The sequence below is a fragment of the Tistrella arctica genome (assembly GCF_039630945.1).
GTDB classification, from domain to species: domain Bacteria; phylum Pseudomonadota; class Alphaproteobacteria; order Tistrellales; family Tistrellaceae; genus Tistrella; species Tistrella bauzanensis.
In genome coordinates, this window is record NZ_JBBKTV010000016.1 from 40,327 (window position 1) to 56,466 (window position 16,140).

A 16,140-nucleotide genomic window follows, 5' to 3' on the forward strand; every position below is an offset into this window, starting at 1 on the left:
TGCCCGGTTCAGGCGATGCCCGGCCCAGCCGATTGCCGGCTCAACCGACGACCAGGGCGGCCGCGCCGGCGATGAGGGGCAGGGCGGCAAGGCCCAGCAGAGCCGGTGCCAGCTTGCGGGCCAGTGCCGGATGCCGGCGAAGCAGGGCCTGCCCGCCGACCCCCACCACGCCCAGTGCCGGAATGGTGCCAAGGCCGAAGGCCACCATGGCGAGCGCGCCGGCCAGCGGCCGCCCCGCGGCCAGAGCGGCGGCGAGGGCGGCATAGACCAGCCCGCAGGGAAGAAAACCAAGCACCAGCCCGGTGCCGACACCCCGGCATCCGCCGCCGGCCAGCCAGGGGCGGATGCGGGTGAGCAGCCGGGACGCGAAGCCTGCAACACCCGGCGCGCGGCCATGACGACCTGATCCGGGCACCGCCCCGGCCGGGAACAGCGCCGGCCGGTTCGGCTGCCCCAACAGGCCCAGCCGCATCCCGGCCGATGCCAGCAGCACCAGTCCGGCCAGCCCCAGCGGCACCGCCGCCCAGCCGCGCAGCCGGTCGACGGCCGCCAGGCTGTCGCCGAAGCCCTGGCCGATCAGCCCGGCGACCGCGCCCAGCGCCGCATAGGTGGCGATGCGGCCCAGATGATATCCCGGCAGCAGGCCGGCGCGCAGGCGCGTGGCCTCGGACATTGAGGCCACCGGCACCCGCGTCAGCCGGGCATCGACCTGTGCCAGGACGAAGACCCCGCACATCGGCGCGCAATGCATCAACCCGCCGGCCAGCCCCGCGAGTGCGAGTGCTGCGAGCAGGGCCGCCAGACCCCCGAACCCGCCGGCATCGCCGGCAAAGGCCGGCTGGCACAGAGCGGCCAGGGTTTGGAGATGATCGCCAAGCTGTTCAAGCATGTCTGCCGTGCATCTGTCGGTGGGCTGCCCCGGCCGATCGGGCCGGCGGTATCGGAATGGCGCGATCCGGCCACTGGCGCGGGTTCATGCGACCATCCGCCGCGGACCTTCGGGCCACTATGGGCGATCCTGTCGGGGTGTGCACGTGCGCGCCTTGACCTGTGTCAAGGCTGTGACCGCTGGCCCGTCATAGCTTCATGCCAACGAGACGGCGTTGGGCCGCGGATCATCCGTGGTTCGTCGTCCGCATGACCCCGCCGGCGTGTCTGGCCGTGCGGAAGGTTGGCTTGAGGATACGGGGCATGAGCGACAGAAAACCAATCGGGCCGGACGGTTTGTCGATCGTCGTCGGCGCACTGCTGACGCTGGCGGGCGTCGTCGGCCTCTACATGGCCGGCCACGCCGCGGATATCGGGATCCGGATCTTCGGGATCGGGCTCGGCATCCTGGCGATCGTTTACATCGTCGGCGAGATCAACCGCCATTTCGCATCGGTCGAGACCGACGGCGAGGGATCGATCCCCGCCGACGGCCCGGATCTGTGACACGTCTCGCCTCTGACACCGGAGCGGTGATCCAATGACAATGACCGCAACACTGGGCGACGTGCAGGGCCGGGCGGCGACGCCCGTGCGCTCCGCCGCCCGCTATGACGAAGGCACGATCCGGCTGTTCGTGATCGCCGCCATGTTCTGGGGCGTGGCGGCCTTCGCGGCCGGCACCTTCATCGCCTTCCAACTGGCGTTCCCCTCGCTCAACCTCGGCCTGGAATACACCTCGTTCGGCCGGCTGCGGCCGCTGCACACCTCGGCCGCCATCTTCGCCTTCGGCGGCAACGTGCTGATCGGCACCTCGTTCCATGTGGTGCAGCGCACCTGCCGCGCGCCGCTGTTCGGCGGTCCGGCGCTGGCGCGGTTCATCTTCTGGGGCTACAACTTCTTCATCGTCCAGGCGGCGCTCGGCTATCTGCTGGGCTATACCCAGGGCAAGGAGTATGCCGAGCCGGAATGGTATGTCGATCTGTGGCTGACCATCGTCTGGGTCTGCTATTTCGTCGCCTTCATCGGCACGGTGGTGCGCCGGCGCGAGCCCCATATCTATGTGGCGAACTGGTTCTACATCGCCTTCATCGTGACCATCGCGATGCTGCACATCGTGAACAACCTGTCGGTGCCGGCCAGCCTGCTGGGCTCGAAGAGCTATGTGGTGTTCGCGGGCGTCCAGGATGCGCTGGTGCAGTGGTGGTATGGCCATAACGCCGTGGGCTTCTTCCTGACCGCCGGCTTCCTGGCGATCATGTACTACTACATCCCCAAGCGCGCGGAACGGCCGGTCTATTCCTATCGCCTGTCGATCGTCCACTTCTGGTCGCTGATCTTCCTCTATATCTGGGCCGGCCCGCATCATCTGCACTACACGGCACTGCCCGACTGGGCGCAGACGCTGGGCATGGTGTTCTCGATCATGCTGTGGATGCCCTCATGGGGCGGCATGATCAACGGCCTGATGACCCTGTCGGGCGCCTGGGACAAGCTGCGCACCGACCCGGTCATCCGCTTCCTGGTCACCTCGGTCGCCTTCTATGGCATGTCGACCTTTGAAGGGCCGGTCATGTCGATCCGCGCGGTCAACGCGCTCAGCCACTACACCGACTGGACCATCGGCCACGTGCATTCCGGCGCCCTCGGCTGGGTCGCCTTCGTGTCCTTCGGCGCGATCTACATGATGGTGCCGATGCTGTGGAAGAAGCAGGGCCTGTATTCGATGGCGCTGGTGTCCTGGCACTACTGGATCTCGACGCTCGGCATCCTGCTCTATATCACCTCGATGTGGGTGTCCGGCATCATGCAGGGCCTGATGTGGCGCGCCTATGACGAGCTGGGTTTCCTTCAGTACAGCTTCGTCGAGACCGTCATGGCCATGCATCCCTTCTATATCATCCGCGGACTTGGTGGCGTGCTGTTCCTCACCGGAGCCCTGATCATGGTCTTCAACCTGATCATGACGGTGCGGGTGGGCCAGCCGGTTGTTGCCAAGCGGGCCGCGGCGCCTGCCACGGTGGAGGCCTGATCCCATGGCGCTCACGCATGACAAGATCGAGAAGCGCACCGGGCTTCTGGTCATCCTGACCCTCGCCACCGTCTCGATCGGCGGCATGGTCGAGATCATCCCGCTCTACACCATCGAGAGCACGGTCGAGGCGGTGGACGGTGTCCGCCCCTACACCCCGCTGGAGCTGGCCGGCCGCGACATCTATATCCGGGAGGGCTGCTATACCTGCCACAGTCAGCAGGTGCGCCCCTTCCGCGACGAGGCCGAACGCTATGGCCATTACAGCCTGGCGGCCGAAAGCAAATACGATCATCCCTTCCAGTGGGGGTCGAAGCGCACCGGGCCGGATCTGGCCCGGGTGGGCGGCAAGTACTCCAACGAATGGCATGTGGCGCATCTCTATGATCCGCGTGCCCTGGTGCCCGGTTCGGTGATGCCGACCTATGGCTTCCTGCTGGAGCGGCCGCTCGAGACCGCCAGCATGGCGGGCCGGCTTGGCGCCAACGCCACCGTCGGCGTGCCCTATACGGCCGAGATGATCGACGTGGCCCTGGCCGACATGGTCGCCCAGGCCGACCCGATGAGCGACGCCGAGGGCCTGATCGCCCGCTATCCCGGTGCCCGTGTCGACAATTACGACGGGGACACCGCGAAGCTGACCGAGATGGACGCGCTGGTGGCCTATCTGCAGGTGCTGGGCACCATGGTGCGGTTCAACGACCTGACGGTCGAAGAACTTCAGCAGTGACCGCGAGCACCGCAGAGGTAATGGGAGCCACTGACCATGTTGGGCAATGACGACCTCCACGCGATTTATCAGTTCATCCGTTCATGGTGGATTGTCGCCGTCATGATCCTGATCCTCGCGAACGGCGTGAAAGCTTTCCTGCCCGGCCAGCGTGCCGAGATGGACAGCGCCTCACGCATTCCGCTCCGCGACGACGACGCCTGAAGGATTGGCGCCATGCCGACCAAGATCGAGAAGGACACGGCCACCGGCCGCATGACCACCGGCCACGAGTGGGACGGGATCAAGGAGCTGAACACGCCGCTGCCGAAGTGGTGGCTGTATGTGTTCTATATCAGCATCGCCTTCTCGGCGGTGTGGGTGCTGCTCTTCCCCGGCATCCCGCTCGGGACCACCTATTTCAAGGGCCTGCTCGGCTATTCGACCCGCGTCGAGCATGTCGAGAACCTGGCCGCCGTGGAAGCCGGCCGCGCCGATATCCTGGCGAAGATCAGGACCACCGACGTGGCCGACATCCTGAAGGATCCCGCAACCGCGACCTATGCGGTGGCGGGCGGCCGGGTGGCCTTCGCCGAGAACTGCGCCGCCTGCCATGGTGCCGGCGGTGCCGGTCAGCCGGGCTATCCGGCGCTGGGTGATGATAGCTGGCTGTGGGGCGGCGACATCCACACCGTCCGCCAGACCCTGCTGCACGGTATCCGCTCGGTCACCGACCCCGACACGCGGATGTCCGAGATGCCGGCCTTCGGGGAGTTCCTTGACCGGGAGCAGATCACCACCCTGACCGGCTATGTCCTGTCGCTGTCGGGGGCGACGACCCCGGCCGCGGCGGTGATGGAACAGGGCCAGACGCTGTTCGCCGACAACTGCGCCGCCTGCCATGGCGATAACGGCCAGGGCAACCGCGAATTCGGCGCCCCCAGCCTGGCCGACCAGATCTGGCTGTATGGCGGCACCGAAGCCGAGGTGGCCGGCCAGATCGCCCTGCCGCGCCACGGCGTGATGCCCAACTGGGGCGGACGTCTGGACGAGGCCACCATCAACATGCTCGCCGTCTATGTCCACAGCCTGGGTGGCGGCGAATAACGCGCCACCACCCCCACCCGGCCGGCTCATCAGAAGCCGGCCGGGCCGACCTCTCCGAGGAGCCAGGGCCATGTCCACCTCCGGCATCGATCTTGACGGTCATCATGAAGAGACCGCGCAGCCGGCATTGTTCGCGAACCGCCTGAAGGTCTATCCCAAGGCGGTGAAGGGTCCGGTCCGCCGGATCAAATGGGCACTGCTGGTGGTGATGCTCGGCATCTATTACATCCTGCCGTGGGTGCGGTGGGATCGTGGACCGGGCCGGCCCGATCAGGCCCTGCTTCTCGATATGGAAGGTCGTCGCGGCTATTTCTTCAATCTGGAAATCTGGCCCGACGAGATCTACTACCTGGCCGGCCTGCTGATCCTGGCCGCGGTTCTGCTGTTCCTGGTCACCAGCCTTTATGGCCGCCTGTGGTGCGGCTATGCCTGCCCGCAGACGGTGTGGACCGATCTGTTCATGTGGGTGGAACGGTTGATCGAGGGCGACCGCGCCGAGCGCATCCGCAATGACAAGGCGAAGCTCACGGTTCGCAAGGCCTGGCGCAAGGTCGCCAAGCATACGGTCTGGCTGGTGATCGCCGCCCTGACCGGTGGCGCCTGGATCATGTATTTCCGCGACGCGCCGACCGTGACGGTGGAGTTGCTGACCGGCAGCGCCTCGGGCATGGCCTACAGCATGTTCGCGCTGTTCACCATCACCACCTATGTTCTGGCCGGCTGGGCGCGCGAGCAGGTCTGCACCTATATGTGCCCCTGGCCACGGTTCCAGGCCGCGATGCTCGACGACCAGACCGTCACCGTCACCTATCAGGGCTGGCGTGGCGAGACGCGTGGCAAATACCGCAAGGGCGAAAGCTTCGAGGGCCGGGGCGATTGCGTCGATTGCGCGCAATGCGTCCAGGTCTGCCCGACCGGCATCGACATCCGCGACGGCATTCAGCTTGAATGCATCAATTGCGGGTTGTGCGTCGATGCCTGCGACAATGTGATGGAGAAGCTGCATCGCCCGAAATCGTTGATCACCTGGGACACCTTTGCCAATCAGGCGGCGCTGGGCCGGGGCGAGACGCCGAAGCCGATGAAGCTGATCCGGCCGCGCACGATGATCTATACCGGCCTGATCGTGGTGCTGGGCGCCGTGATGCTGACCCAGCTTCTGACCCGCACCCGGGTGGATACCACCCTGATCCGCGACCGCGCGCCGCTGTTCGTCACCCTGTCCGACGGTTCGATCCGCAATGGCTATACCCTGAAGATCACCAACCGTCGGGTTGAGCCCGCGAGCTTCGCGGTGATGGTCGACGGGCCCGAGGGACTGAAGGCGACGGTGCATCTGGCCGATGGCCAGGAACTGCCCGCCGATGATGTCGAGGTGCGCGGCGATGGTGTCGGCTCGCTCAGGATGTTCGTGTCGATGCCGCGTGCCGTCATTCCTGAGGAACAGACGCCGCTGCATGTGACGGTGCGCAATCAGACCACGGGCGAGGAAGCCCATGTCGACACCATGTTCGTGGCCCCGCCATCGGGCGGCGACCGCACCCAGCGCACCAACAGCGTCGCTCCGGTGCAGATGCCCTGATCGGGCAGATCACGCCGCCCTTGGCCCCCCGTCTTCCGGAGATCCATCCCATGGCCCGCACTGCAGACAGCCTTCGCCCGGCCGCCCCGAACGGCACCACCGCGACCGCGCCGTCCCGCCGCAGCGGCTGGATCCCCTATGTCTTCGTCGGCGGGTTCCTGGTGGTGCTGGCCGTGAACACCACCCTGATCGTCAATGCCCTGGACGGCTTTACCGGGGTGGTGGTGGAAAAGCCGTTCGAACGCGGGCTTGCCTATGACAAGCTGATCGCCGCGTCCGAGGCGCAGGCCGCCCTGGGCTGGACGGTGGCCGCTCGGGTGGAGCCGGGTGCGCCGGCGAACGAGACCGATATCGCGCTGACCCTGGCGGGCCGGGACGGGCCGCTGGTCGATCCGGTGATCGACGCCCGGCTGCAACGGCCGATCGACGGCGAACACGTGCCGCTGCTGGCGGTGCCGCAGGTCGGCGCGGGTGCCGGCGACTGGCGGCTGGTCGGGCCGGCGGTCCGCGCCGGTCAATGGGATCTGCATGTCATTGTCACGGCGGGCAGGGATCGCCACATTTCGACCCAGCGGCTGTGGATCGATCCGGCCGATGCCGCACCAGCCGGTACGGCCCCGTCCGACAGGGAGTGATGGCGCGATGAGCATGACCGCAACCGGTATCGGCCGCGACGACGCGGTCGCGGTCGCCTGCGCCCATTGCGGGCAGCCGGTGATCGGCCGGGGCACCGCCGGCGCCGGTGGTGCGCGGTTCTGCTGCACCGGTTGTGCCGCCGCTGCCGATCTGGTCCGCGAGTTGGGACTGGACGGGGTTTATGCCCGCCGGACACTCGATCCCACGGCCCGGCCGCCGCGGCCGGACGAGGCGATGGCGGAACTGGCGGGCCATGTCCGCACCGATGATCGCGGCCGCAACAGCCTGGATCTGATGGTCGACGGCCTGCAATGCGCGGCCTGCGTGCAGTTGATCGAACGCGCGATCGCCGCCGACGACCGGGTGGCTGCCGCGCGGATGAACATGACCACCCGCCGGCTGCGCGTGTCCTGGGATGGCGCGCCCGAACTGGCCGACCGGCTGGTGATGCCGGCGGTGCGGCTTGGCTATCGCCTGCTGCCCTATGATGCCGGGCGCATGGAGGCGGCCGATGATGTCGAGGCGCGGGGCCTGATCCGCGCGATGGCGGTGGCGGGATTTGCCGCCGGCAACGTGATGCTGCTGTCAGTGGGCGTCTGGGCCGCCGGCGATGCCGGGATGGGCGAGGCGACGCGCAGTCTGCTGCACTGGGCCTCGGCGCTGATCGCTTTGCCGGCGATCGCTTATGCAGGCCGGCCGTTCTTCCGGTCGGCCTGGGGGGTGCTGTCGCGCGGTCGCAGCAATATGGATGTGCCGATTTCGATCGGGGTGATCCTGACCGCGGCGGCATCGCTGGCCCATACCTGGCGCGGCGAGACCCATGCCTATTTCGACAGCGCGACGATGCTGTTGTTCTTTCTGCTGATCGGCCGGGTGCTGGACAATCGCGCCCGCGGTCAGGCGCGCCGGACGGTGGCCGAGCTGATCGCGCTGGCCCGCCAGCCGGTGGGCATACTGGATGCGGTGACCGGGGCGATGCGTCGGCTGGCGGCATCCGACGTCCGGCCGGGCATGATCGCGCGGGTCGCGGCCGGCGAACGCATCGGCGTCGATGGCGTGGTGATCCGCGGCCAGGGCGAGATCGACCAGAGCCTGGTGACCGGCGAAAGCCTGCCGCGGATGGTGATCCCCGGCGATCGGGTGGTGGGCGGTGCCGTGGTGCTGGGCGCGCCGCTGGATATCCGGGTTGAGGCGGCGGGCGAGGATGGTCAACTGGCCGAGATGGCCCGGCTGATCGAGGCCGCCGAACAGCGCCGCGCCGGCCGGGTGGCCTTCGCCGATCGGGTGGCGCGCGCCTATGCGCCGACCGTGCATCTGGCGGCCTTGTTGACCTTTGCCGGCTGGTGGCTGATGGTTGGCATCGACTGGTATGATGCCCTGTCCCATGCCGTGGCGGTGCTGATCATCACCTGCCCCTGCGCCCTGGCGCTGGCGGTGCCGGCGACGCAGGTTGCCGCCGCATCCAGTCTGGCGCGGCGCGGCGTGCTGCTGCAAAGCCCGATGGCCCTGGAACGCCTTGCGCGGATCGACCATGCGGTGCTGGACAAGACCGGCACCCTGACCCTGGGCCGGCCTCGTCCGGTCGGCCTGGAGGGGGGGCTGACCGATCCGGATGGCCGGGCACGGCTGGGGCGCGCCGCGCGGCTGGCATCGATGAGCCGCCACCCGCTGGCGCGCGCGCTGGCCCAGGCCGTGCCGGCCGACGCCCTGCCGCCGGAGACCGGCGAGGATGACGACACCGCAGCCACGGTCACCGAACATGCGGGCCAGGGCATGGCGGCCGGGGCGGCGCGGCTGGGCAAGGCGGAATTCTGCGGCGTGGATGATGCGCAGGCGACGCGTCTTCGCGCCGAGGCGGCACCCCTGGACATGCCGGGGCCTGAGCTGTGGTATGCTGAACCCAATGCCGCACCACTGCTGATCAGGTTCGTCGACCCGTTGCGCCCCGGTGCGGCCGATACCGTGCGCGCGCTGCAGGAACGGGGCCTCACGGTGGAACTGGTGTCGGGCGACCGGCCCGAGGCGGTGGCGGCGATTGCAGCGCTTGCCGGCATCGCCGACTGGACCGCCGAGGCGCTGCCCGCGACCAAGGCCGCCCGCATCCGCGAGCATGTGGCCCGGGGCGAGCGGGTGCTGATGGTGGGCGACGGGCTGAACGATGCCCCGGCGCTGGCCGAGGCCACGGCATCGATCGCGCCGGCCGACGGTGCCGATCTGGCCCAGAGCGCCGCCGATGCAGTGTTCAGAGGCGAACGCCTGGATGCCGTTCTGGTGGCGCTGGCGACGGCGCGGGCCGCCGACCGCACCGCCCGCCAGAATGTCGCGGCGGCGATCGTGTATAATGTCATCGCGGTGCCGCTGGCGGTCGCCGGCTTCGTGACGCCGTTGATCGCCGCTGCCGCCATGAGCGGATCGTCGCTGCTGGTGATCGTGAATGCGCTGCGTCTGGGGCGCGGCGTGCGGCCATGAGCCGGTCGTCATCCGCCCTGTCCCGATCGCCCTGGAAGGCTTGAACCGCCATGGACGTGCTCGTCTATCTCATCCCCGCCAGCCTGCTGCTGGCCCTTGGCGCGCTCGCGGCCTTCATGTGGTCGCTGAAGAGCGGCCAGTATGACGACATGGATGGTGCCGCCCATCGTATTCTCATGGACGATGATGACATGCCGGCGCCGGAACCGGCCCCTCGCGACCCGACCTCTCGCGACTCGACCTCTCGCGACTCCGGCGCCGGGCCGGACGATACCCCGCTGGTGACCGGTGAAGCCGGCGGCCGCGATCGCCGCCGCTGACTGCTTGCGCGTATCGCCGGCGTCTTGATCCACCGGACGTTTCGCCGGGCCGGATTCTGGTCCACCTTGTGGTCCGAGATTGGCGGTGGGCGGCCATCATGCGGATTTATTGCCGATGCCGGTCCAATTGACGGACCGGGGCCTCGGCGCAGGCGGCCATGGCTGTTAGGGTCTCTGATCCATGCCGTGGTTGATGACGACCGACAAAAAGCGGGTCGCGCGGCCCCGGCAGCCGAGGCAGGGAGGAACGCCCGGATGCTCAGGACCATGATCGGCCGCAGTCTTGCGACCGTTGCCACCGTCATCGGCCTTGCGGTTGCCACCGCAGGCCCGTCCCGCGCCGAGGACATCGTCCTCAAGATGGCGCATGTCTATACCCCCGGAAACATCTGGTACGACACCGCCGTCGCCTACAAGAAGGCGGTGGAGGAGCGCTCCGGCGGCAAGGTGAAGATCGAGATCGCCGATTCGGGTTCGACCGGCGACTGGCCGCAGTCGATCGAGGGTCTGGCGATCGGCACCAACGATATCGTGCTGCAGTCGATCGGCACGCTCGACCGCTATGGCATTGTGGCCGGCGTCGAGGCGTTTCCCTATCTGATCCGCGACCTCGACCATTTCAACAAGGTCTATGACGGCCCGATCGGCGCCGAGCTTGCCGATGCGATCGCTGCCCAGACCCGGTTCCGCATCGTCGGTGCCGGCTATCGCGGCGCGCGCCATCTGACCGCCAATCGCGCCGTGCCGACGCTTGCCGATCTGAAGGGGCTGAAGCTCCGGGTGCCGCCGCTGAAGATGTACAGCATGACCTGGACCATGCTCGGCGCCAGCGCCGTGCCGATGGGCGTGGCCGAGCTGTTCACCTCGATGCAGCAGAAGGTCGTCGACGGCCAGGAGAACCCGCTCGAAATCATCGAGAGCATGCGCTACGACGAGGTCCAGAGCCATGTCATGGAAACCGCCCATGTCATGGGTGCCATGACCTTCATCTTCTATGACGCCCGGATGAAGCGTCTGCCTGAAGACGTGCGCACCATTCTGGTCGAGGAAGGCCGCCGGACCATGAACGAGGCCAGCACCCGCATGGCCGGCATGGAAGCCGAGATCAAGCAGCGGCTGCAGGACAAGGGCATGACCTTCGTGGCGGTCGATCGCGAGGCCTTCGCGGCCAAGCTCGCCGACATGCCGGATCAGTTCCCGGATCTGAAGCCGTGGATTGAGAAGATCCGCGCGGTCAAGTAAGCCCATGACCGACCGGCGTGACGCCGGCCCTGGTGGTATCGCCACCGGGGCCGCGCGTATCGGGGGCTGGATCGAGCGTGGCCTCGATGCAGTGCTCGCCCTGATGATCCTGGTGATGACCGGTGCCATCGTCTGGCAGGTCTTTGCCCGGTATGTCCTCGATGCCGCCCCCAATTGGAGCGAGGAACTCGCCCGCTTTCTGATGCCCTGGGTTGCCATGGTCGGATCGGCCGCGGTGCTGCGCGGTGGCGGCCATGTGTCGGTGACGGCGCTGGTCGAACGCCTGGGCCGCGGCCCGGCGGCGGTTATCCGGGTGGTGCGCGATCTGGTGATGCTGGCGATCGCCCTGGTGCTGATCGTCCATGGCTATAACTTCGCAGAATTGAACGGTTTTCAGGACAGTCCCGCCTTCGAGGTGCCGATGTCGGTGCCCTATGCGGCCATGCCGGTCGGCGGCGTGCTGATCCTGCTGATGGTGATCATCGCCCGGCTGTCGCGGCCGGGGGCCGATTGGGCGCTGCCCGATCCGGATGCGCCGGTGCCGGATGAAGGCGACGGCTTCGTGCCTGTCGCCATGCGCAATCAGGATGCGACCGCGATCCCGCCCCAGCCTGCCGCGCATTCCAGGTCCACCGGGAAGGGCGTTCGATGACCCTGGTCGAAATTCTGCTGATCGCGGTGCTGGGATTGATGGCGATCGCCGTGCCGATCGGCTTCGCGGTGATCGGCGGCGTGGTCGGCGTGCTGGTCTGGGTTGGCGGCATCAACCTGATGGTGGTGCCGCAATCGGTGTTCGGCGGCATCGACGGTTTCACGCTGCTGGCCATCCCGTTCTTTCTGCTGGCCGGCTCGCTGATGACCGCGGGCGGCATGACCCGGCGGCTGCTGGAACTGGCCGACGCGATCCTGGGCCATCGCCCGGGCGGGCTCGCGATGAGCGGCGTGTTCGCCTCCACCCTGTTCGCCGGCATTTCGGGTTCGGCGGTGGCCGACACCTCGGCGCTGGGTCGGATCATGATTCCGGCGATGATCAAGGTGGGCCACCGGCCGGCTTTCGCTGCCTCGCTGATCGCCGCCGCCAATGTCGTGGCGCCGGTGATCCCGCCCTCGATCCCGTTCATCGTGATGGGGGTGCTGACCAACCAGTCGATCACCAACCTGTTCCTGGCCGGCGTGATCCCGGGCCTGCTCTATACCGTCGCTATGCTGTGGATCGCGCGGCGGCTGGCGCTGAAGGACGCGCCGATGGTGCGCACCGGTCCGCGGCCGAAGGGCGCGGTTCGCAAGGCGCTGGCTCATGCATCCTTCGCCCTGCTGATGCCGGTGTTCATCCTGACGGGCATCCGGATGGGCGTGTTCAACATCACCGAATGTTCAGGCGTGGCGGTGCTCTATGCGCTGTTCGTGGGCGGTGTGGTGCATCGCGAACTCGATCTGAAGCGGATCTATGCGGCGTTGGTTTCTGCAGGCCGCTCGACGGCGGTGATCATGATCGTGGTCGGTGCCGCCAAGCTGTTCTCGTGGCTGCTCGCCTATACCGGTGTGCCGCAGGCGGTGTCGGCCTTCGTGCTGGCGACGGTGTCGGACCCGATCCTGTTCCTGCTGGTGGTCAACCTGCTGCTGCTGATCGTCGGCATGTTCCTTGAGGCGAATGCGGCGCTGGTGATGCTGGTGCCGGTGCTCTATCCGATCGCGCTCGCCCTGGGCATCGACCCGGTGCATTTCGGCGTGGTGGTGGTGCTGAACCTGTGCATCGGGCTGATCACCCCGCCGGTGGGCTTGTGCCTGAACATCGCCTGCATGATCGCCCGCGCGCCGCTGGAACGCGGCTCGGTCGCCATCCTGCCCTTCCTGGCCGCGGCGCTGGTGGTTCTGCTGATCGTCACCCTGGTGCCGCAGGCATCGATGCTGCTGCCCGGCCTGCTCAACTGATCAGGCCTGGCCGCAGGCACCTGAAGTGATGCGGCCCGGCCGCAGGTATCTGAAGCGATGCGGCCCCGGCCGCAATCCCCGTGAGGTCTCCCCATGACGAAGCGTCTCGACAACAAGACGGCCCTGGTCTTCGGGGCCGGGTCCAGCGGCCCCGGCTGGGGCAATGGCAAGGCAACGGCGGTGCTGTTCGCGCGTGAAGGCGCGCGGGTGGTCTGTGTCGACCGGGTCGCCGAGGCCGCCGAGGAAACCGCCGCCATCATCCGCGACGAAGGCTTCGAGGCCCTGGCGATCACGGCCGACGTCACCGCCAGCGCCGAGATCGCGGCGGCGGTGGCGCAGACCGTGGCCACCTTCGGCTCGCTCGACGTGCTGCACAACAATGTCGGCATCACCGAGATGGGTGGTCCGGTCGAACTCGACGAGGCCCGCTGGCACCGGGCGATGGACGTGAACGCCACCTCGGTGTTCCTGTGCTGCAAGCACGCCATCCCCGAGATGCTGAAATCCGGCGGCGGCACCATCGTCAACGTCTCGTCGCTGGCGGCGATCCGCTATACCGGCTATCCCTATCTGGCCTATTACGCCGCCAAGGCGGCCGTGAACCAGATGACGGTGGCGATCGCGCTGGAATATGCGAAGCAGGGCATCCGCTGCAACGCGATCATGCCCGGCATGATGGACACGCCGCTGATCCGCACCCAGATCGTCGGCCAGTATGCCGATGCCGACGACATGATCGCCAAGCGCCATGCCGCCTGCCCGATGGGCCATATGGGGGATGCCTGGGATATCGCCAAAGCCGCGCTCTTCCTGGCATCGGATGAGTCGCGCTACATCACCGGCCATTGCCTGCCGGTCGATGGCGGGCTGTCGTCGCGGGCCGGCTGATCCAGGATAGGCCCCGATCATGAACCAGGGAGGCCGCCGCGATGACGACCGAACACGGGCTTGAAGACGGCCGGGTGGCGGTCGTCACCGGTGCCGCCAGCGGCATCGGCCGCGCCGTCGCCGAGATGCTGGCCATGGCCGGGGCCATGGTGGTGATCGCCGATCGCGACGGCCCGCAGGCGCAGGCGGTGGCCGGCGCCATCACCGCCATCGGCCACAGGGCCGCGGCCGTGGCGCTCGACGTCTCCGACCCGGCGGCGGTATCGGCGACGATGGCCGATGTGGCGCGTGATCACGGGCTGGTGCGGGTGCTGGTCAACAGCGCCGGTATCGCTGCCGACACGCCGTTCCTCGACACCGACCCGGCATTGCTCGACCGGATCATCGGGGTCAATCTGCGCGGCACGATGATGATGGGGCAGGCGGTGGCGCGTGGTCTGATCGCCGCCGGCAAGGGTGGTTCGATCATCAATCTGGGTTCGGTATCGGGCCTGCGCGGCAATCGCGGCCGCGCCGCCTATGGCGCATCCAAGGGCGGGGTGCATCTGCTGACCCAGGTGATGGCGCTTGAGCTGGGGCCGCACGGTATCCGGGTCAATTGCGTGGCGCCGGGGCCGATCGACACACCGCTGACCCGCACGGTCCACCGCCCCGAGGTCCGGGCGGTGTGGGAGGAACGGGTCGCCCTGAACCGCTATGGCACCCCGGAAGAAATCGCCCTGCTGGTCCGCTTCCTGGCCGGCGATGCCGCGTCCTATGTGACAGGGCAGGTCATCGCCGCCGATGGTGGGTTCCAGGCGGTGGGGATCAGGGGGTGAGCGGGGTTCATATTCAACACCCTTGAGTTATGAATGGCCCCCGGCCATGATCTTGGCCACTCATTGAGCGGCAGAGGCATGAGCATCATCTATGGATGCAATCGAAGAGACACGAAAAGACCAGCGTATCAACTTCCTGATTGCGGCCGGTTTCGGTATTTCGCCGAGCCTCGCGCATTTCATTGTGGCTCTGCCGATTCTGAGCGGCGTGGTCAACGCGCCTGAAACGGCGCCGATTTCAGAACAGAACTGGCTGGGCCATCTTATCTTTGCCGGCCTGTCGATCGCGGCCGGCGTTTTCGTCAATCTGCTGAAGCATGGCGGCGCAGCCAATCGGATCTCTAGAATCTGTGCCTTTCTGTTGATCACTTTCACCGCGATGTTATGGATCTTCTTTGGAATGCTTGCAGTTGCAAAAGGTGCTCCGCCGGCAGCGCTCTGGGCCATGGCCGCACTTTTGGTTGGTGTCGTGGTGATCTGTGCCTATATTCTGGACATGGAAATCGCCGTGGCGCAGTCGGTGTGAAGAGCTGGCGGTGTGGAGGCTGAATCAGAATGAACGCAATCTTCGAGGCCGTGGCGCCGATTGGCATGGCTGTGGGCGTGATGGGCCTGATGGTCTGCATGTGGGCCGCAGAGGGCACCCGCCGCGCCCTGGCCGAGAAGGGCGGGGAAGACAGTGTCATCAATGCGCTGAGCTGGCCTTACAGGCTTCTGCTGCGCGCGGCCGGACGCGATGCGGGGCCGGGCGGGCGCGGATGAGCGGTTCGAGGTGAGCGAGGGCTTCGCCGCGATACCATCCGGGAACCTTGAGAGCGACACGCGGGCCGGACATCACGATGTCAACTGTGGACGATGCGAAGAAAGATCAGCGGGCGATCTTCCTGATCGGGCTGTTGTTCGGACTGATTCCGGTGTTTGGGCACGCGTTGATTGCATTTCTTGTTGAGTTACGACTTATAAGCACGCCGAACAGTCTACCATTCCTGGATCAGAACTGGCTGGGCCATCTGTCGCTTGCCGGAATTTCGGTCTCGTTGGCCTCGTTTATCAACTTCATGCGGCATCGGCAGCGGCCACGCCGGGATGTCATGATATCCTTCGCGGCGCTGGTTCTGTTCACGACCTTGCTGTGGATCTTCTTCAGCGTGCTGGCGGTCTCGGGTGGTGGTGTCACGGTGCCGGTGTGGCGTCTGGGTGGCGGCCTGATTGTCATGGTCGTGCTGCTTGCCTATATCGTCGATATGCGGATTGCCGCCGCTGACGGCGCAGGAGGTGCACATGCAGCTTGATATGATCAGCCTGCTTCTGGTGATTGCGGGTGGCAGCGTGATCATGTGGTCGGCCGAGAATACCCGCCGCGCCCTGGCCGAGAAGGGCGGGGAAGACAGTGTCATCAATGCGCTGAGCTGGCCTTACAGGCTTCTGCTGCGCGCGGCCGGCCGCGATGCGGGGCCGGGCGGGCGCGGATGAGCGGT

The 16,140-nt window shown here is 67.1% G+C and carries 19 protein-coding genes; 18 read left to right on the plus strand and 1 reads right to left on the minus strand.

The features are described from left to right. Positions 1 to 40: 40 nt before the first annotated feature. Complete coding sequence (locus WG924_RS25655) at positions 41 to 889, minus strand: sulfite exporter TauE/SafE family protein (RefSeq protein ID WP_345935882.1); 849 nt, start codon at positions 887 to 889, stop codon at positions 41 to 43. Positions 890 to 1,137: 248 nt separating this feature from the next. On the opposite strand from WG924_RS25655, the gene WG924_RS25660 reads away from it, so the two are divergent. The 18 genes from WG924_RS25660 (at position 1,138) to WG924_RS25745 (ending at position 16,135) form a co-directional block, all read left to right on the plus strand. Further along, complete coding sequence (locus WG924_RS25660) at positions 1,138 to 1,434, plus strand: hypothetical protein (protein ID WP_345935883.1); 297 nt, start codon at positions 1,138 to 1,140, stop codon at positions 1,432 to 1,434. A 34-nt stretch (positions 1,435 to 1,468) separates the two neighbouring features. After that, entirely contained in the window at positions 1,469 to 2,959 is a 1,491-nt protein-coding gene (ccoN, locus tag WG924_RS25665) for a cytochrome-c oxidase, cbb3-type subunit I (protein ID WP_345935884.1), read from the plus strand. 4 nt (positions 2,960 to 2,963) lie between these two features. Next, positions 2,964 to 3,689, plus strand: coding sequence for a cytochrome-c oxidase, cbb3-type subunit II (ccoO, locus tag WG924_RS25670; RefSeq protein ID WP_345935886.1), 726 nt, complete (start codon positions 2,964 to 2,966; stop codon positions 3,687 to 3,689). Positions 3,690 to 3,725: 36 nt separating this feature from the next. Next, positions 3,726 to 3,893 (plus strand): cbb3-type cytochrome c oxidase subunit 3, encoded by a 168-nt coding sequence (locus WG924_RS25675; RefSeq protein WP_188579357.1) that lies wholly within the window; start codon positions 3,726 to 3,728, stop codon positions 3,891 to 3,893. 12 nt (positions 3,894 to 3,905) lie between these two features. Beyond that, positions 3,906 to 4,775 (plus strand): cytochrome-c oxidase, cbb3-type subunit III, encoded by an 870-nt coding sequence (gene ccoP, locus WG924_RS25680; RefSeq protein ID WP_345935887.1) that lies wholly within the window; start codon positions 3,906 to 3,908, stop codon positions 4,773 to 4,775. Positions 4,776 to 4,845: 70 nt separating this feature from the next. Further along, on the plus strand, positions 4,846 to 6,357 hold the full coding sequence (ccoG, locus tag WG924_RS25685) for a cytochrome c oxidase accessory protein CcoG (RefSeq protein WP_345935888.1): 1,512 nt from the start codon (positions 4,846 to 4,848) through the stop codon (positions 6,355 to 6,357). Positions 6,358 to 6,407: 50 nt separating this feature from the next. Continuing rightward, the gene (locus tag WG924_RS25690; RefSeq protein WP_188579350.1) at positions 6,408 to 6,992 is read left to right on the plus strand and encodes a FixH family protein; all 585 of its coding nucleotides are present in this window, start codon (positions 6,408 to 6,410) and stop codon (positions 6,990 to 6,992) included. A gap of 7 nt (positions 6,993 to 6,999) precedes the next feature. After that, on the plus strand, positions 7,000 to 9,462 hold the full coding sequence (locus tag WG924_RS25695; protein ID WP_345935889.1) for a heavy metal translocating P-type ATPase metal-binding domain-containing protein: 2,463 nt from the start codon (positions 7,000 to 7,002) through the stop codon (positions 9,460 to 9,462). 50 nt (positions 9,463 to 9,512) lie between these two features. Next, positions 9,513 to 9,782, plus strand: coding sequence for a cbb3-type cytochrome oxidase assembly protein CcoS (gene ccoS, locus WG924_RS25700; protein WP_345935890.1), 270 nt, complete (start codon positions 9,513 to 9,515; stop codon positions 9,780 to 9,782). Positions 9,783 to 10,037: 255 nt separating this feature from the next. Next, complete coding sequence (locus WG924_RS25705; protein ID WP_345935891.1) at positions 10,038 to 11,024, plus strand: TRAP transporter substrate-binding protein; 987 nt, start codon at positions 10,038 to 10,040, stop codon at positions 11,022 to 11,024. 4 nt (positions 11,025 to 11,028) lie between these two features. After that, positions 11,029 to 11,676, plus strand: a complete 648-nt coding sequence (locus WG924_RS25710) for a TRAP transporter small permease (RefSeq protein WP_345935892.1) — start codon at positions 11,029 to 11,031, stop codon at positions 11,674 to 11,676. Further along, the gene (locus WG924_RS25715; RefSeq protein ID WP_345935893.1) at positions 11,673 to 12,956 is read left to right on the plus strand and encodes a TRAP transporter large permease; all 1,284 of its coding nucleotides are present in this window, start codon (positions 11,673 to 11,675) and stop codon (positions 12,954 to 12,956) included. Before WG924_RS25710 ends, WG924_RS25715 begins: the two co-directional genes overlap by 4 nt. 93 nt (positions 12,957 to 13,049) lie before the next feature. Further along, positions 13,050 to 13,844, plus strand: coding sequence for an SDR family NAD(P)-dependent oxidoreductase (locus WG924_RS25720; protein ID WP_345935894.1), 795 nt, complete (start codon positions 13,050 to 13,052; stop codon positions 13,842 to 13,844). A 41-nt stretch (positions 13,845 to 13,885) separates the two neighbouring features. Continuing rightward, positions 13,886 to 14,662: an SDR family NAD(P)-dependent oxidoreductase gene (locus tag WG924_RS25725; protein ID WP_345935895.1), complete on the plus strand. Its 777-nt coding sequence runs from the start codon at positions 13,886 to 13,888 to the stop codon at positions 14,660 to 14,662. A 91-nt stretch (positions 14,663 to 14,753) separates the two neighbouring features. Further along, positions 14,754 to 15,188: a hypothetical protein gene (locus tag WG924_RS25730; protein ID WP_345935896.1), complete on the plus strand. Its 435-nt coding sequence runs from the start codon at positions 14,754 to 14,756 to the stop codon at positions 15,186 to 15,188. 29 nt (positions 15,189 to 15,217) lie between these two features. Then, on the plus strand, positions 15,218 to 15,424 hold the full coding sequence (locus WG924_RS25735; RefSeq protein ID WP_345935897.1) for a hypothetical protein: 207 nt from the start codon (positions 15,218 to 15,220) through the stop codon (positions 15,422 to 15,424). A gap of 77 nt (positions 15,425 to 15,501) precedes the next feature. Then, on the plus strand, positions 15,502 to 15,954 hold the full coding sequence (locus tag WG924_RS25740) for a hypothetical protein (RefSeq protein WP_345935898.1): 453 nt from the start codon (positions 15,502 to 15,504) through the stop codon (positions 15,952 to 15,954). Next, on the plus strand, positions 15,944 to 16,135 hold the full coding sequence (locus tag WG924_RS25745) for a hypothetical protein (RefSeq protein WP_188579334.1): 192 nt from the start codon (positions 15,944 to 15,946) through the stop codon (positions 16,133 to 16,135). Before WG924_RS25740 ends, WG924_RS25745 begins: the two co-directional genes overlap by 11 nt. Positions 16,136 to 16,140: the final 5 nt, after the last annotated feature.